At 54.7% G+C, this 15981-nt stretch carries 14 protein-coding genes and 1 tRNA gene; 13 read left to right on the plus strand and 2 right to left on the minus strand.

Annotated elements, in window-relative coordinates; translation table 11 throughout:
• Positions 1–4 precede the first annotated feature (4 nt).
• From LUU92_RS01490 to LUU92_RS01545, 12 genes are all read left to right on the plus strand, one after another.
• Positions 5–1372 carry a PelD GGDEF domain-containing protein gene (locus LUU92_RS01490; protein ID WP_257103061.1) on the plus strand — a complete coding sequence of 456 codons (1368 nt, stop codon included), beginning with the start codon at positions 5–7 and terminating at the stop codon, positions 1370–1372.
• Positions 1350–2345, plus strand: a complete 996-nt coding sequence (locus LUU92_RS01495; protein ID WP_071492456.1) for a HEAT repeat domain-containing protein — start codon at positions 1350–1352, stop codon at positions 2343–2345. Before LUU92_RS01490 ends, LUU92_RS01495 begins: the two co-directional genes overlap by 23 nt.
• On the plus strand, positions 2335–3849 hold the full coding sequence (gene pelF, locus LUU92_RS01500) for a GT4 family glycosyltransferase PelF (protein ID WP_257103062.1): 1515 nt from the start codon (positions 2335–2337) through the stop codon (positions 3847–3849). The genes LUU92_RS01495 and pelF overlap by 11 nt, the downstream gene beginning before the upstream one ends.
• A complete protein-coding gene (gene pelG / locus LUU92_RS01505) occupies positions 3850–5220 on the plus strand; it encodes an exopolysaccharide Pel transporter PelG (RefSeq protein WP_092248456.1) in 1371 nt (456 codons plus the stop codon).
• A 120-nt stretch (positions 5221–5340) separates the two neighbouring features.
• Positions 5341–6069 (plus strand): hypothetical protein, encoded by a 729-nt coding sequence (locus LUU92_RS01510; protein ID WP_257103063.1) that lies wholly within the window; start codon positions 5341–5343, stop codon positions 6067–6069.
• Positions 6066–6413: a hypothetical protein gene (locus tag LUU92_RS01515; RefSeq protein WP_257103064.1), complete on the plus strand. Its 348-nt coding sequence runs from the start codon at positions 6066–6068 to the stop codon at positions 6411–6413. Before LUU92_RS01510 ends, LUU92_RS01515 begins: the two co-directional genes overlap by 4 nt.
• 47 nt (positions 6414–6460) lie before the next feature.
• Positions 6461–6688, plus strand: a complete 228-nt coding sequence (locus LUU92_RS01520; protein WP_257103065.1) for a hypothetical protein — start codon at positions 6461–6463, stop codon at positions 6686–6688.
• A 437-nt stretch (positions 6689–7125) separates the two neighbouring features.
• Positions 7126–8415 carry a hypothetical protein gene (locus tag LUU92_RS01525; protein WP_257103066.1) on the plus strand — a complete coding sequence of 430 codons (1290 nt, stop codon included), beginning with the start codon at positions 7126–7128 and terminating at the stop codon, positions 8413–8415.
• Positions 8352–9446 carry a GTA baseplate fiber-binding domain-containing protein gene (locus tag LUU92_RS01530; RefSeq protein WP_257103067.1) on the plus strand — a complete coding sequence of 365 codons (1095 nt, stop codon included), beginning with the start codon at positions 8352–8354 and terminating at the stop codon, positions 9444–9446. Before LUU92_RS01525 ends, LUU92_RS01530 begins: the two co-directional genes overlap by 64 nt.
• A 12-nt stretch (positions 9447–9458) precedes the next feature.
• Entirely contained in the window at positions 9459–11516 is a 2058-nt protein-coding gene (locus LUU92_RS01535) for an SGNH/GDSL hydrolase family protein (RefSeq protein ID WP_257103068.1), read from the plus strand.
• Positions 11517–12104: 588 nt separating this feature from the next.
• The gene (locus LUU92_RS01540; protein WP_503366964.1) at positions 12105–12557 is read left to right on the plus strand and encodes a glycoside hydrolase family 24 protein; all 453 of its coding nucleotides are present in this window, start codon (positions 12105–12107) and stop codon (positions 12555–12557) included.
• A 303-nt stretch (positions 12558–12860) separates the two neighbouring features.
• Positions 12861–13388 carry a lysis system spanin subunit gene (locus LUU92_RS01545; protein ID WP_065899757.1) on the plus strand — a complete coding sequence of 176 codons (528 nt, stop codon included), beginning with the start codon at positions 12861–12863 and terminating at the stop codon, positions 13386–13388.
• Positions 13389–13528: 140 nt separating this feature from the next.
• Here LUU92_RS01545 and LUU92_RS01550 read toward each other — a convergent pair whose 3' ends face one another.
• Positions 13529–13825, minus strand: a complete 297-nt coding sequence (locus tag LUU92_RS01550; RefSeq protein WP_226940010.1) for a winged helix-turn-helix domain-containing protein — start codon at positions 13823–13825, stop codon at positions 13529–13531.
• A gap of 404 nt (positions 13826–14229) precedes the next feature.
• On the opposite strand from LUU92_RS01550, the gene LUU92_RS01555 reads away from it, so the two are divergent.
• Positions 14230–15258, plus strand: a complete 1029-nt coding sequence (locus LUU92_RS01555) for a diguanylate cyclase (RefSeq protein ID WP_257103829.1) — start codon at positions 14230–14232, stop codon at positions 15256–15258.
• Between the two features lie 582 nt (positions 15259–15840).
• On the opposite strand, the gene LUU92_RS01565 is transcribed toward LUU92_RS01555, so the two are convergent.
• Positions 15841–15916: transfer RNA gene (locus LUU92_RS01565), tRNA-Thr, on the minus strand.
• Between the last annotated feature and the right edge of the window lie 65 nt (positions 15917–15981).

The raw sequence follows: 15981 nt of genomic DNA on the forward strand, positions 1-15981 counted from the left end.
CGCAATGAATTCTCCACACATGGATTACAGCCTGGCGCCTCGCGCCAGCGGGCCGGTGTCTTGGCTGGAAACACTCCTGGTAACGGGCTTGGCCATTGGCCTCGGCTTCTGGCTGACTCCCGAAGACCCGTTGCAAATGCACGGTGGTTTCCCCTGGCCAATCCTGGCGCCACTGCTGTTGGGTGTGCGTTACGGTTTTGTGCGCGGCCTGTTCAGCGCCGTGCTGCTGGTGGCGGCGCTGTTTGCCCTGCGCTACACCGGGCATGCAGGTTATACCCAGCTTGAGCCCTCGTTCATCGTCGGTGTGCTGGTGTGCGGGATGCTGGTGGGTGAGGTTCGCGACCTGTGGGTGCGCCGCCTGGAGCGTCTGCAGATGGCTAACGAATACCGTCAGTACCGCCTCGACGAATTCACCCGTGCCCACCAGATCCTGCGGGTGTCCCATGACCTGCTGGAGCAGCGCGTGGCCGGCAGTGACCAGAGCCTGCGCAGCTCGTTGCTGGGCCTGCGTGAAAAACTGCGCGGCATGCCGGTCGAAGGCGACGCATTGAGCGAGCTGGCCGAGCCGATCGTGGCGATGCTCGGCCAATACGGTGCATTGCGCGTGGCGGGTTTGTACCGCGTCGACGACAGCGAGAAAAACCTACTGCCCCAGGCCTTGGCGATGATCGGCGTGATGGGGCCGCTGGAAACCGATGACGGTTTGATCCGGCTATGCCTGGAGCGCGGCGAACTGGTGAGCGTACGCCAGGAACTGATCGACGCCGGTAACGCCGCGCAGTTTTCCACGCTGCAGGCCTGCATCCCGTTGATCGATGCCGAAGGCCGCTTGCTGGCGATCCTGGCGGTTCGGCAAATGCCGTTCTTTGCGTTCCAGGACCGCACCTTGAGCCTCTTGTCGCTGCTGGCCGGCCACATTGCCGACCTGTTGCGCCGCGATCCGCAAGTGCTGAGCCTGCCCGATGCGCACGCCCAGCAGTTTTCGTTGCAGCTCAAGCGGTCGTTGGTGGACGTGGAACAGCACACATTGCCCGCTGGGTTGTTCGCGTTCGAGATGACGCGTGCCAACGAGGAACTGTCGCGTCTGATGGAGCGCAGCCAACGTGGCCTGGACTTGCACCTGGCGGTGCGCAACAACCGCGAACATCGCCTGCTGCTGGTGCTGTTGCCGTTGACCAGCCCGGAAGGTACCGAAGGCTACCTGGCGCGGATTGGCATGCTGTTGCACGAGCACTTTGGTATCGACACGGACCTGGACAGCCTGGGTGTGCGGGCCATGCCTTTCAACCTGGAGCCTGGCTGTGATCGCAACGGGCTGCGTAACTTCCTTTACAACGAGTGTGGCCTGAATGATCAGCAAGTGGCTGTTTAGCGGCGCCGTGCTGCTGGAGGCGGGCAGTTGGGCCAGTCTGTGGCTCGATGCGCCGCAGATGCACCAACTGCTGGTGTTCACCTTCAGCCATGGCTTGGCCTGCCTGATGCTGTGCGGCGCCGTATGGTTGCTGTTGCCGGCGCGCTACCGGGCGCCTTTGCCGTGGAGCCCACTGTTCATTTTCAGCCTGGCGTTCTTTGTGCCGGTGATCGGCACCCTGGGCGTGGTTGCGTCGATCTTCCCGGCGCTGTACCTGCCGCGTAAACGCGACCAGCAGGCGTGGCGATCGGTGGGGATCCCAAGCCTGCCGTTCCGTGCGCAGGCCCAGACACGCACGCCGATTTTCGCCGATGGCGGTTTGCAGGACGTGCTGCGCCACGCGCCCGATCCCGATCAGCGTCTGGCCGCTTTGCTGGCGACTCGCCGCATGCCTGGCAAGGACGCGGTACCCATCCTCAAGCTGGCCTTGGGTGACCCCAGTGATGACGTGCGTCTCCTGGCGTACTCGATGCTCGACAAGCAGGAAAGTGACATCAACCTGCACATTCAGATGGCGTTGGAACAGTTGGCCGGCGTCAGCCCCCGAACTGCCGGCCCGGTGCACAGCATGCTGGCGCGATGGTATTGGGAATTGGCCTACCTCGGCCTGGCCCAAGGCAGTGTGCTCGAACACGTGCTGAACCAGGCCAGCGAGCATGCCGAGCAAGGTCTGGCGGCCGGTGAGGGCGGTGAGCTGTTGCTGCTGGCCGGCCGTATTGCCCTGGAGCGCGGTGAAAACGAGCGAGCCGAGGCCCTCTTGCACGAGGCTGAGCGAAACGGTCTGGGTGAGGCTCAGTTACTGCCTTTCCATGCCGAGCTGGCGTTTGAAGCGGGTCGCTATCACGAAATCCCCGGGCTGCTCGCCAGGCTGCCGGAAGAAACCCGTCAGCGGCCACCCTTTGCTGAGTTGGTGAGGAGCTGGAATGAATCATAAGGAAGCCACCCCGACGGCCGACATCTGCCTGCTGCTGGAAGGCACCTGGCCTTACGTGCGCGGCGGCGTATCGAGCTGGATTCACCAGATGATCCTCGGCCTGCCGGAGCTGACTTTTTCGGTGATGTTCATCGGTGGTCAGCGCTCGGCGTACACCTCGCGGCGTTATGAAGTGCCGGTGAACGTGGTGCACATCGAAGAGGTGTTCCTCGAAGACGCGACGCACCCCGCCGATACCCGTGGCACGCCGCGCGATGCCGACCCGCAGCAGTTGGCCGACCTGTATCGCTTTTTGCACCACCCGGACCCGCCCGAGCGGGAGCTGGGTGAGCGCCTGCTCAATTGCATCGCCGAGGGCCATATGACCCTGGATGATGTACTGCGCAGCCGTGCCAGTTGGGAAACCCTCAGCGAAGGCTACCGCCAGCACTGCGCCGACCCATCTTTCGTCAACTATTTCTGGACCCTGCGTTCGTTGCAGTCGCCGTTGCTGATGCTCGCCGAGGCCTCGCGCAAGATGCCGCCAGCGCGGGTGCTGCACTCGATTTCCACCGGTTACGCCGGGCTGCTGGGCTGCATCCTCAAGCACCGCTGGAAATGCACTTACCTGCTGAGCGAACACGGTATCTATACCAAGGAGCGCAAGATCGATCTGGCCCAGGCCACCTGGATTGCCGAAACCTCCGGGCAGGCGCTCAACCGCAGCCTCGACGGGGGCTCGGGGTATATCCGGACCCTGTGGGTGCGCTACTTCGAACGGATCGGCCAACTGGCCTACAACAGCGCCGACAAGATCATTGCCTTGTATGACGGCAACCGTCAGCGTCAGATCAAGGACGGTGCCGATCCGAGCCGCACGGCGTTGATCGCCAATGGCATCGACCTGTCGCAGTGGTCCCGCGCCATGGAAACCCGTGAGCCGGGCATTGCACCGGTGGTCGGGTTGATCGGGCGCGTGGTGCCGATCAAGGACGTGAAAACGTTCCTGCGTGCCATGCGCGGTGTGATCAGCGCCATGCCGCATGCCGAAGGCTGGATTGTCGGCCGCGAGGAAGAAGACCCGGAATACGTGAGCGAATGCCGCAGCCTGATGGCGAGCCTGGGGCTTGAAGGCAAAGTGCACTTCCTGGGTTTCCAGCGCATCCAGGACATCTTGCCCAAGCTTGGCCTGATGGTGCTGACCTCGATCAGCGAAGCACAACCCTTGGTGATCCTCGAAGCCTGGGCTGCCGGTACGCCGGTCGTCAGCAGCGACGTCGGCTCATGCCGCGAACTGATCGAAGGCGGCAGCGCCGAAGACCGCGACCTGGGCGTGGCGGGCAAGGTGGTGGCGATTGCCGACCCACAGGCGACGTCCGCCGCGATCCTGGAACTGCTGCGCAGCCCCGAGCGCTGGCAGGCTGCACAGGCCGCCGGCTTGCTGCGGGTCAACCGTTACTACACCGAAGCCCTGATGCTGCAGCGCTACCGCGACCTGTACCAGGCCGCCATGGAGAATAGTTAAATGGCCGGTATTGGCTTCGAACTGCGCAAGATCCTCTCGCGCGACTCATACACCGCCACCTTGCACGCCTATGTGTATGCAGGCCTGATCAGCTCCGGCCCGTGGGTGCTGTCGATCATCAGCGTAATGCTGGTGGGCATCATCAGCCTGGGCCTGCTGTTGCCCAACTCATTGGTGGGGCAGTTTCTGGTCACGGTGACGTACCTGATGGCCAGCTCATTGATCCTGACCGGTGGCCTGCAGTTGTTCTTCACCCGCTTCGTGTCCGACCAGTTGTTCGAGCACAACTACGAGCAGATCCTGCCCAACCTGCTGGGCATATTGTTGATGGTGACGGTCGGTGCCGGGGTGCTGGGGGTTATCGTGCTGGCGCTACTGTTCGATCAACCGCTGGTCTACCGCGTGCTGGTGCTGTCGAACTTCGTGGTGCTGTGCAACCTGTGGCTGGTGATCATCTTTCTCTCGGGGATGAAGAAATACAACCGCATCCTGCTGGTGATGGTGGTGGGTTACTCGCTGATGGTCGCGTGCGCCTACCTGCTGAGCTTTCTGAAGATGCCCGGCCTGTTGCTGGCGCTGTTGATCGGGCACGGCAGCCTGTTGTTCCTGTACCTGTACGACATCCTGCGCGAGTACCGTGCCGAGAAAATGATTGCGTTTGATTTTCTCAATCGTCGCAACGTGTTCCTCAGCCTGCTGGTGACCGGGTTCTTCTACAACTTCGGCATCTGGGTGGACAAAATCCTGTTCTGGTTCAACCCAGGCACTTCCAACGAAGTCATAGGCCCGCTGCGCGCCTCGATCCTGTACGACATGCCGATCTTCATCGCTTACTTGGCGATCATCCCCGGCATGGCCGTGTTCCTGGTGCGTATCGAGACCGACTTTGCCGAGTGGTACGACCGCTTGTTCCGTGCCATCCGCGATGGCGAGACCTTGCAGCACATCGGCTCGCTGAAAACCGAGATGACCCTCTCCATCCGCCAGGGCCTGCTGGAAATCTGCAAAGTCCAAGGCCTGACCGTGGTGCTGCTGTTCCTCTTCGCCCCGCGCCTGCTGGAATGGATCGGCATCTCCAGCTACTACCTGCCACTGTTCTACATCGACTTGATCGGCGTGAGCATCCAGGTGGTCTTCATGGCGTTGCTCAACGTGTTCTTCTACCTCGACAAACGCCGCGTGGTCCTGGAACTGTGCGTACTGTTTGCCGTACTCAACGCAGCCCTGACCCTGCTCAGCATGCACCTGGGGCCCAGTTTCTTCGGCTACGGGTTTACGTTGTCGTTGCTGGTGTGCGTATTGCTGGGGCTGGCGCGGTTGTCGTCGGCGCTGGAAGATCTGGAGTATGAGACGTTTATGTTGGCGCGGTGATTGGATTTCAGGTGGTGTGAAAAAGGCACTTGGCGTTTGCGGCAAGTGCCTTTTTTGTTGGGGGCTGAATGGGGCTTTATAGAGAGCGATAACGAACCTCGCCACAAGTTGGACTGCACCATGGCGAGGACAGGCCTTTTCAGTGAGGTCTACTGCGCGCTATTGCCGGGTGACTCCATCCTGCTGGGCATCATGCAGGAAGCATCGGTGGACCTGTCGTTTGATTCCAAGGAACTGTTCGGCAGCGAGCAGTTTGCGGTCGACGCGGCGCGGGGCCAGGGCAAGCTGACGGGCAAGGCCAAATCCGCCCAGATAAGCCTGCTGCAGTGGAATCAACTGGTGTTTGGGCAGACCCTGACCACCGGCCAGGTGTTAGTTCATCACTCCACGGAGCCCACAGTGGTGCCGGCAGGGGCCGCCATCACCGTGGAGCCTCCAGCGGGTGGCACGCTCTCTGGTGATCTTGGGGTACGGGGCGCCGGTGCTATCCCTTATGTACGGGTACTGAGCGCGCCGACAGCAGGGCAGTACACCTTTGATGCCGCCACGGGGGGATATGCATTTGCCGCTTCAGACGTCGCCAAGTCGGTGTTCATTGATTACCGCTACACCGTTACGACGGGTAAAAGCCTGTCGGTGAAAAACCTGCCCATGGGCGACATGCCGGTGTTCCAGGGCGAATTGGTCCTGAAATACAAGGGCAAGACTGTGTATGTGCGCGTCCCTAATTTCGTCAGCAATAAGCTGGGAATCGCCACCAAACAGGACGACTACACCATCCCGGACTTTGAGTTCACTGGTTACGCGGATGAGTTCGGCGAGGTGTGCTATTGGAGTGCCAACGAATGACCGTTGTGAATGTCCCTGGCGTTTCGTTTCCGTTTCCCGGTAAGACGCTTGTCATTCCACCCTTGGCCCTGGGGGATTTGGAGCAACTGCTGGATCGGATCAACGCGGTGATGGCCGGCAACATGGACCGTGAAAGCATCGCGACGGTCATTGATGCCACGCACGCGGCATTGCGTCGGAACTACCCCGACATCGAGCGCTCAGAGGTGGCAGCGCTGCTGGACCTTCGCAACATGCGTGACGCGTTGGATGCTGTTATGAGCGCTTCGGGTCTGGAAGTCACGGAGCCAGCGCCGGGGGAAGGCCAGGCCCCTTCGACTGGGGCCAACTCTACGCTCACCTGATCGCCAGTACCGGCCATAGCCCGGTCACGTTGCGACGGGACTGGGACATGGTGATGGTCGGCCATATGACGGACTATTGGCGAATCCATCCCCCCGTTCACATTCTTGTTGCCGGATACATAGGCTACAAGCCGACCCATGATTTCACTGATGCGCCCGATTTGGAGCGCGACATTGCTGCGATGGCCGAAGATCTAAGAGACGACCTGCCCAAGCATCTGCGAAAAGGGCTGGATGCGTTTCAAATGGTCACTATGTCAGCTAACGATGCCTGAACCGGTAATGAATCCTATAGCACTAATGTGTTTATGTAAGAGCACAGTTTTCTCATTGTGCTCTATTTCTATTAGTACGTAGTCCTCCGATACATTGACAATTCTACCTGGATACATTTTTCCTCCGAATTCGAATAGTGCCTGTATATCTTGATTGTGCATATATTCAAGCTTGTCAGCGAATGTTGACATAGCAGGCCCCCCCCTTAAGTATGACTTGCATTCTTCAGTATTAAGACTGAGCGTAAAGTCAATGGTTCAAAGCGAGAATTTTGTGTCTTATGTCTAATTTTAATTTACACGTTCGTTTGTAGGTTGTTATGGAATGTTATGAATTGTCCATATTTTATAAGTAGGCGCGTACTGTTTGAGTTTGCCCCTTTCCTAAGAACGCTTCGTCAATTGTGACTTTGTATTGCGGATATTGAGGTGCCGGTATGGAAAGAACTATCGCTTATCAGTTTACGGCTGGCACCCAAGGTTTCGACCGTGCAGTCGAAAGCATTGAGCGCAACATGCGTGAGGCACGGACCACTTTTAGTCGCGAGCTAAGGACGATCAACGCCGAAATGGTGGGCAGCCAAACCCGGCTCGCTCGTTTTGGTCCGGCGGTGAATGAGGCTTTCTCCGGCGTCAGTACCATTATGCGTTCGGGCCTCGGTGGTGTGGCGGCTGGCATTGCGGGTGTGTTTGGTCTTGGCGCTTTCAAGCTGGGTCAAATCGTTAGCGATAGCAAGGACGCGGCGATCCAACAGGAGGCTGCTTATCGTGGACTCGAAGCGGTGGCCAATCATGCCGGCGTCGGTATTGGCCGGGCCATGGATGAGGCCAACAAGCTCGCCTCTGACGGCTTGCTCAGCGTCGGTGACGCGGCCAAAGCCCTGCAAAACCTGCTCAGTCGTGGTTACAACGTCGACCAGGCGGTGGCGGTGATCAACCGCCTGAAAGATGCTGCGGCGTTCAACCGGCAGGCCAATCTGAGCATGTCGGAAGCTGTGGTGTCGGCCACAGAGGGCTTGAAAAACGAAAACTCGGTGCTGGTGGATAACGCCGGTGTCACGAAGAACGTCGCCAAAATGTGGGACGAGTACGCCAAAAGCATCGGCACTAGTCGCGACAAGTTGTCGGATTCCCAAAAGATTACGGCCGAATACAACGGCATCATGAAAGAGACCGAGGCGCAGGTCGGTAATGCTGCCAAGGCGGCAGATGGGTTGACCGGCAGCCAGGCCGACCTCGACTCCAAAAGTAACCAGCTGCAGGTCACCATCGGTACCATTCTTGAGCCTGTCTTCATCAGTCTGAACAAGCGGCTGTCGGAGACTGCCAGTTGGTTCAATAACCTTCTGAAAAGCATGACGGGTGTTGGGGTGACCGTTGATGAGGTCGCTGCCAATGTCGCCCGCTACGAACAAGTGCTGGCGAATTTTACGGCAGGTCCACGTGCTGGAGGCAGTAAGGCACCGCTTGAAGCCAAACTGGCCGAGGAGCGCCTGCTGCTGGAAAACATGCAGTTGGTGTCCAACAAGCTAGAAGAAGTGGACGCGGGTATCAGGGCAATCAGAACGTCGCGTCAGGCCCCGTCCTTCCGCCCATCATGTTCAACCCACCCGAAAGCTTGCTGCCCGCCGGCACTTTGCAAATATGGGGAGGTGTTGCCGGCGTGGGTGAAGCCTGGGGCGGTTGTGAGATCTGGATCAGCGCTGATGGTGACAGCTATCGGTTAGCGGAGACTATTTACGGCAGGGCGCGCATGGGGCAGTTGACCGCAGCGCTCGCATCCGGAAGCGACCCCGATACGGTCAACACCTTGTCCATTCAGCTGGCAGCGGCGACCGAGTTGGCAGCCGCCACTACCGCTGAGGCAGATAGTGGCGCCACGCTGTGTTGGGTGGCTGGTGAATTGCTGAGTTACCGTGACGCGGTGCTCACCGGAGTCGGAGGGTATGAGCTGAGCTATCTGAAACGCGGGCGTCTGAGCACGGCCATCTCCAGTCACTCGATCGGTTCACCGTTTGTGCGGTTGGATGATGCGGTCTGGAAGTACAGCTACACATCCGACCAGGTCGGCAAGACCGTTTGGGTCAAGTTCCGCTCATTTAACGTGTTCGGCCGAGCGCTTGAGGATCTGGCGGATGTAACGGCCTACAGCGTCACGTTATCGCCGGCTAGGGTTGCGCCTGATACAGCGCAAAATCTCGCCCTGGTCGGTGCCTTCGAGGCGCCGTACTTCACCGTAAGCTGGGTGGCCGGAGCTCGTGCCGAGGATCGCTTGGTACGTGTTCGTCACGCGGGCAGCAATGCTCTCCTGCGAGAGGTGGCGACCACCAGCACGGCATTCACCTACCAACGTGAAGATGCGTTGGTGGATGGTGCGCTCATTCGCAGCTATCGGGTAGAAATCATCGAGCGAAACGCTGCAGGCCAGGCACCACTGGTGTCGCTGTTGGTCACCAATACGGCGCCTGTGCCCGTTACGGGAACCACCGTCACGGTCACTGGAACCACCACAGCGGATGTCAGTTGCGCCGCCAGTGTTGAGCCAGACGCCGCCGGCTATGTGTTTGTGTATTCGACAGAGGAGGACTTTGATCCGGCAACTGCAGGAGCGATCGGCTATCAAGGCGTATCACGCACTGGGCAGATCACGGGACTGACGCCAGACACCACGTATTACCTCTGCGCTGCAGCGTACGACACCTGGAGCAGTGTTCGCAGTCAACTCAACTTCGCTCCGGCGATCACCTTCATCACCTGACAGAGACTCATCATGCAACCTATTCAATTCTTTGCCGCAAGGGCTGAGGACGGCGTATTGCTGCCTGGAGCCACCGTTCACGTCTACAGCAGTGGTACCTCAATCCTTACGGCGTTGTTTAGCGACGCAGAGGCGACTGTCCCACTTGCCAATCCGACTCATGCGGATGCGAGCGCACGGGTGTTTTTTTATGCAAAAGAACGAAGGATTGACGTATCGATTGGTTACGGAGGGTATGTTGCACCTTTGCTGAAGGACATCGTAACGACTGATCCCGAGGACATTTTAAATGTGGTGGTTGAGGCTGCAGATCGGGCTGAAATTGCGAGTAGTCAAGCTCAGCTATCTGCAGGAATCTTTGCGACTACGGCGCTCGGTTTAGCAGGTACGGTGTCGGGGAAATATTTCAGTGTGCCAACCGCCGATAACAATGAATATTTGATTCTGTACCAGAATAGTTCCGGGGTTGCGATTGAGGTCAAGCGCTACCCAAGCGCAGCGGCCGTGAGTGGTGTGACTTCCCGGGTGGCAAGTATCGAGCCTCCGGTTAAGTCACTCAGTATCCAAGTCGGCAAAAACCTTTACAACAACGCCACGCAGGTTGCAGGTGGATCCTTCAATACGACAACTGGGGGAGATACGGCGCCGGGTGGGTCTTGGTACCGTAGCGAGTACATTCCAGTGGCAGCTGGCACAACGTATAAGTTCTCTCTTGCTGCTGTCCCTGCAGCAGCGAATATGGCTTATGCGTTTTATACCGCCGCTAAAGCGTTTATTTCTGGCGCTGGAGGTGCCAACAGTGTGAGTGCTCCGGCTGGAGCTGCATACCTGCGGGTAAGCTTTAACTGGGCAGGTCCCATCACGGCAATAGTCGCTGCAGATGCGCTTCCTGGTCAGTACGTTCCATACCGGCTGGAGATGAACGGTAATAGCAGCGAGGCGGGGCTGTACATTGGTAAAGACCTGTTATCGAAAACGCTTGTTGAAACGGGTTCTGCCATAGTCGCCGGGTTGTCACCTCAACTGGATTATGTGACTGAGCGACATGCCTCTTTTATCGACACACCCTCTAATTTGTTTGATTACAGAGCACGGATAATCGGTAAAAATATTAGTTCGACAAATGGCTTGGAGGTCAACGTCGAAGGCTGGTGGGCGACGGGTTTTATTCCCGTTGCTAATGACGGTGCGACTTACCGATCAACAACAAAGTCATCAACCATCAACGTCATGCCCCAGCCGCAGTTCAGTACGCAAGGTGTGACAGGTGCATGGTATGACGCCGACAAGCGTTTCTTGGCCGGAATAGTGAACTTGAACAGCCTGACCGCGCCTGCAGATGCCGCTTATATACGTATTTCCTCCAACAGTGCTTCACCGGAGAAGATCATGTTTACCAAGGGCGCCGACTTGCCTATCAGGTATGAGCCCTATCATTCTTCGTTATCGCTAACACGTGTGACCAATATACTCCCACCGTTCTGGGGGAAGAAATGGTGCGCATTAGGGGACTCGTTCACTCAGCTGAATTTGTACGCGGCGAAGTTGTGTGAGGTTACCGGGCTGCAGCAAACTAAAAATCTGGGAGTCAGCGGCCAGCTGTTACGTACGATGGCGGATAACTTGGCGACCGGTGATTTGGACGGAATTGATGTGGTGACCACCTGGGGCGGTACGAATGACTACGGCCACGGCAACTGTCCCCTGGGCACTCTGGCCGATCCGAAGGAAACGATCTCCATTCACGGGAACGTACGGTATTTGATCGATAAGATCCTGACCATCAAGCCTACGGTACAGCTTTTTTTCTTCACGCCGACCAACCGCGGTCAATTTGGCTCTGAACCAGTGCCGCCGGCATTGAACAGTTATGGCTTGAGCATCCAAAGTATTGGCAAGGCCATGATAGATGTATGCCGGGAAATGGGTGTGCCGTGTTTAGACATAGGTGGCCAGTGCTGTATCAATAGTTATAACTTATCCATCTACACGACAGACAATCTTCATCCCAATCAGCTTGGGGCTGACATTCTTGGCAACTTGATGGGAAGGTTTATTAATAGTCGCTGATAGAGTTTATATCGTATATCGTAATGCGTAATTTTTTAAGGGGGAGTGATGTTTGATGGGCGTAATTTTGACGTCTTGCTAAATAGGTCACATTGATTGGTGTTAAATATTAAATAAATACTGCCTTCCATGGCGGCGAAGCGCATAGGGCTTATGAGCGGGTTCTCTTTTTGAGACGATACTTTTCCCATCTCGACCTGGATTCAATTCTTCCAGAATCACCGAAGACGGTATAGCGGGTTGCCCTGTAAAAAGCCGTAGTTCTAGAAAATCCAAAACTTCTCACCTTTCGATACGCCCACAACCAACCTTGTTTGTTCGTTTTTTTTTCGGAGTTAGCATTCATACAGCTGCCCTTATTGCTGAAGCTAAAGTTTTCTCGGAATGATATCAAAGCGCTATATTTGGGGGCTGACAAATAATAACGTTCTTTTGGTTTTAGATTGTCTAGTTAAGAGGGGTAAATGTCTGTATTGCAGTTTGCATAACTTAATTGAAACTACCCGCGTTGCGAATTTTGGAGTTGGGAAAATGTCACAACTTTCAGTTGCTCAGGCGGGCAGCAGTAACGCGCTCGCCTTTCTCGACATGCTTGCTTGGTCTGAGGGGACCAGTAGATCGCCGGTCACTGTATTGGATGGCTATGACGTCATTGTTACAGGAGTCGACATGAAACCCGAGATCTTCAAGGACTTCAGTGATCATCCGTTCGCAAAAGGGCGTCCGTCGAAGGTCATCAACAGTAGGGGGCTGACCTCGAATGCCTCGGGCCGTTACCAGCAAATGTTGAGGGACTGGCCGTACTACCGAAGTCTACTGGCCCTGCCTGATTTCAGTCCGATCAGTCAGGACCTGCTGGCTCTGCAGCACATCCGCGAATGCCGCGCACTATCGGACGTGCATGCAGGCCAGGTCGAATCCGCTATCGCAAAGTGCCGGAACATCTGGGCGAGCCTGCCTGGTGCAGGGTATGGGCAGCGTGAACACCGTGTTGACGATCTGATCCAGCAGTACCGTTTGGCGGATGGAGTGCGGTCATGACGGCACTATGGAGATTCGCTGCATCGCCCAGGCCGAGTAGGATTGTGTATGTCTTGATTGCCTGAGTTGCGGTATAGCTCATGGTAATTCGCATGAGAATGGACCCCGGTCACGGTGAAGGGTGGACTGGGAGCTTTTGGACTTGCCGACGTTCACGTCGAGCATTCTGGTCCGATACAGCTGTTCTGACGGCCCCCGAGTTTGTAATTCGTTCGTGATCGGCGGGCTTATCCAGTTCTTTGATGACTGCAGTCACCAATTGGCGGGGCATTCCGTCGATCTACCCAGTTGGAGGGATGAGCAATGCTGACCACGCAACCGAAATCGGCTGTTTTGTTGATCGCGATGGCTTTTGCCTTCGGCGCGGCTTGGCAAGTACAAGCGTGGCGTTACAAGGGAAAGCTCGAAAGCCAGGCCGCGCTTCAGGCTGACGATCTAAACAATCTGACCCAAGCCGCGCTCCGCCAGATGCAGACCGAACAGGTCAAGCGCCTAGCCATAGAGCAACAACTCGCCGTCTCCGATCAAGAGCACTCCCGAGAACTATACGATGCCAAACGTAATCAAGCTCTATTGCGTGATCACCTTGCTACTGCTGATGTGCGGCTGTCAGTCCTTCTCGACGCCAAGGATTCAGCCAGTCGCTGCAACGTGTCTGCCACCCCCTCGACCGTCGGCGTGGTTCATGCGGCCCGTCGAGCCCAACTTGACCCAACGCATGCTCAACGAATTATCGGCATCACAGATGCCGGCGACAGAGGATTGATCGCATTGCGGGGCTGTCAGGATTATGCTAGAGAAATTTCGAAACTAAGGGGAGGTAACTTATAAGTTGTCAGGAGAAAAGTATAGAGGCATAAAGGTTTTAAATGTTGTCAGTCGTTTGTCAAACCATCCCTGGTAAGTTGGATCTGCCTAATTTTCTGATAGATTTCTTATATTTATATTATTGAATATTGATTGATGGGCTATCAGGTGTCTACAAAAATATGCTGTATCAGGTAATAACCTCTGTTTCTTACTGAGCGGAAAAGCTTTTCTCCGTGTGAAAATTTTTCAAATTTTGCTTGCAGTCTGCTTATGCACATGCAAAGACCCTTATATTGGTTAGGGTCTCTTTGAATGTACTCTATTATCATTTCGTTTTTCACTGGCCGCCTAGGTTGGCTTGAAACTGTAAAAATCACGTCCCGCTCTGTCGGGGTCAGAGGAATAATGATGTTGTTGCAATGACTTACTAGCGTTTTATCTTTTTTTTTAATGTCCAATAGGTGAATTTTCTTGCTTCCGCTGTGGTGAGGTTTACGGCGTCTAGATGCAATTCGGTAACTACCTAAACAATTATGGCTGTAATTATTTTTTTGTGGTGTTGAATTTTTCTGGATGATTTGGTATTGGTGTTATTGTTGAGAGTCTCCCTTACTTAGCTAGATGCGAATCCCAGGGTTCAGTCGCGTGTGAATTATAAGGGGGGATTTACGAGAATGAGAGGTAGATGTTAGGTTTCGTCAGTGTATCTATCAGTACCTTGGTTTAAAATCCATAGCAATAATTTGGCGTCAAATTTATGGTGTTGAGCTCTCTGGCATGTGGCGGGCTCATGGCTTTAAAAACAAAGTTTAATTAGGTCTATATTGATTGTGGGTGGGGTACTGCTGTGGATTTGGAAGATGTGAGAGAGGGATTGCTATTTGCGCGAAGAATATACTTTCCTAGAGTTTTAGGTACAATGTTATGCGGGTTTATTATCGCGGTTACAGCGTACGAAAAAATGTCATTGGTAGAGTGTGTTTTTCTCGCTCTTAATAGTTTGGTGTGGGGGCACGTCGCTTTTTGGCTATCGCGCAATTCTAGTAATCCATTCAAAATGGAGAAGATTAACTTTCTAGCTGATTCAATATTTTGTGGGTTTTGGATCGCGGTAATGCATGCAAAGCCACTTCCTTCAGTTGCAATATTTTCAATGGTGGCTATGAATAATGTGGCTATTGGAGGTCCGAGGTTTTTACTTAAAGGCTTGGGTTGCAAGTTTCTAGGTTTTGCGTTGGTGTTTTTATTTTTTGGTGTGGATTATAAGTTTGATATTAGTGCGGTCTCTGAGGTCTTGCTATGTCTTCCTTTGGTGGGTATATACCCAATTGTGCTGGGGTTATCATTTTATAATTTGGCCACTGAATTAAAGAATAGTAAGATGCTGCTGAGGCGGTTAAGTTGTACTGACTCTTTAACTGGTTTGCTCAATCGTCGATATTGGTGTGAGCTGGTTTCTGTACGTATGAGTCGGCCAAAATTAATGGAGTCAGCTTTTCTTATAATGGTTGATATTGATCGTTTTAAGTTTGTTAATGATGCGTATGGCCATAATGCTGGTGATAGAGCGCTTTGTTTGTTGGCAGATGCTCTCAGGTCAAAACTTAGAGGTGTGGACTATATATGCAGATTTGGTGGGGACGAATTTTGTATATTTCTCACGGATATTTCAGCTAAAGAGTCAGTGGCGAGAATGGTTGAGGTTGGTAAAATATTTGAAGCTGAGGTGGAGAAGGCTTTTCCATCATCTAATGCAACTCTAAGCGCTGGAATTATGCCTTGGAGCCCCAGTATTGCTGACGTGGACAGTTGGCTCGTTCTGGCTGACAAGAATCTATACCATGCAAAAAGAAACGGGCGCAATCAAGTTTTTATAGGGCTCTTAGAATAAGCTCTTAATCTTCCACAGTTGATTTTTGAGTCGTAACGTTAACCACTGGATGCAATTGAGTACATACCCACGAGTATGTTGTCGCGTGGTGTATGTTTTGCTCTTGATTCGTTTCCAAGTCAGCAGCCAGAAAAAACTTTCAACTACGACGTTGTCTTAGCTGTTACTCGACGACTCATGCTGACGACCAGGTTGTCGGCCTATAAAAAACTGCGTCAATCAGGGCTGCTCTGTTCGTTGCCTTGGTCAATATGAACCGTTTCTCCGATAGCGACTCACACCTCCACACGGCCATTAGTAGTGCTTAAATCGCCAAGTCGCTGGCCATATGACTTCATTAATCAGCCAGCGACTTGCGTCAAAAACAGTTCGAGCGCCTCGGCCAAATTCAGTCAGACTGCATATGTGCGGATGTAGGCGATATGGATGACCGAACTTTGTTGGGATCTCTGACAGTGAGCTTATATGAATTTGGTGAGAAAAATGCTGGAAGGGGGGGGGGGGGAAGGCCTATTGTACGCGTATTTGTACGTCTGGCAGAAAAAACAAGGGCCTGCATCGCTGCAAGCCCTTGTTTTTAAATGGTGCCGGCACCAGGAGTCGAACCCGGGACCTACTGATTACAAGTCAGTTGCTCTACCAACTGAGCTATACCGGCGTGTTAGGGCGACGATTATAGCGATTGGCAAGGTTCTGTAAACCCCTGAATTCTGACTATTTTTG

This window comes from Pseudomonas extremorientalis (assembly GCF_024584605.1).
GTDB lineage: Bacteria > Pseudomonadota > Gammaproteobacteria > Pseudomonadales > Pseudomonadaceae > Aquipseudomonas > Aquipseudomonas extremorientalis.

What these genes read in the sequence shown, in the direction of transcription:
- LUU92_RS01490 (WP_257103061.1), top strand. Translation starts at nt 5, where the DNA reads ATGAATTCTCCACACATGGATTACAGCCTGGCGCCTCGCGCCAGCGGG.
- LUU92_RS01495 (WP_071492456.1), top strand. Translation starts at nt 1,350, where the DNA reads ATGATCAGCAAGTGGCTGTTTAGCGGCGCCGTGCTGCTGGAGGCGGGC.
- pelF (WP_257103062.1), top strand. Translation starts at nt 2,335, where the DNA reads ATGAATCATAAGGAAGCCACCCCGACGGCCGACATCTGCCTGCTGCTG.
- pelG (WP_092248456.1), top strand. Translation starts at nt 3,850, where the DNA reads ATGGCCGGTATTGGCTTCGAACTGCGCAAGATCCTCTCGCGCGACTCA.
- LUU92_RS01510 (WP_257103063.1), top strand. Translation starts at nt 5,341, where the DNA reads ATGGCGAGGACAGGCCTTTTCAGTGAGGTCTACTGCGCGCTATTGCCG.
- LUU92_RS01515 (WP_257103064.1), top strand. Translation starts at nt 6,066, where the DNA reads ATGACCGTTGTGAATGTCCCTGGCGTTTCGTTTCCGTTTCCCGGTAAG.
- LUU92_RS01520 (WP_257103065.1), top strand. Translation starts at nt 6,461, where the DNA reads ATGGTGATGGTCGGCCATATGACGGACTATTGGCGAATCCATCCCCCC.
- LUU92_RS01525 (WP_257103066.1), top strand. Translation starts at nt 7,126, where the DNA reads ATGGAAAGAACTATCGCTTATCAGTTTACGGCTGGCACCCAAGGTTTC.
- LUU92_RS01535 (WP_257103068.1), top strand. Translation starts at nt 9,459, where the DNA reads ATGCAACCTATTCAATTCTTTGCCGCAAGGGCTGAGGACGGCGTATTG.
- LUU92_RS01540 (WP_503366964.1), top strand. Translation starts at nt 12,105, where the DNA reads ATGCTTGCTTGGTCTGAGGGGACCAGTAGATCGCCGGTCACTGTATTG.
- LUU92_RS01545 (WP_065899757.1), top strand. Translation starts at nt 12,861, where the DNA reads ATGCTGACCACGCAACCGAAATCGGCTGTTTTGTTGATCGCGATGGCT.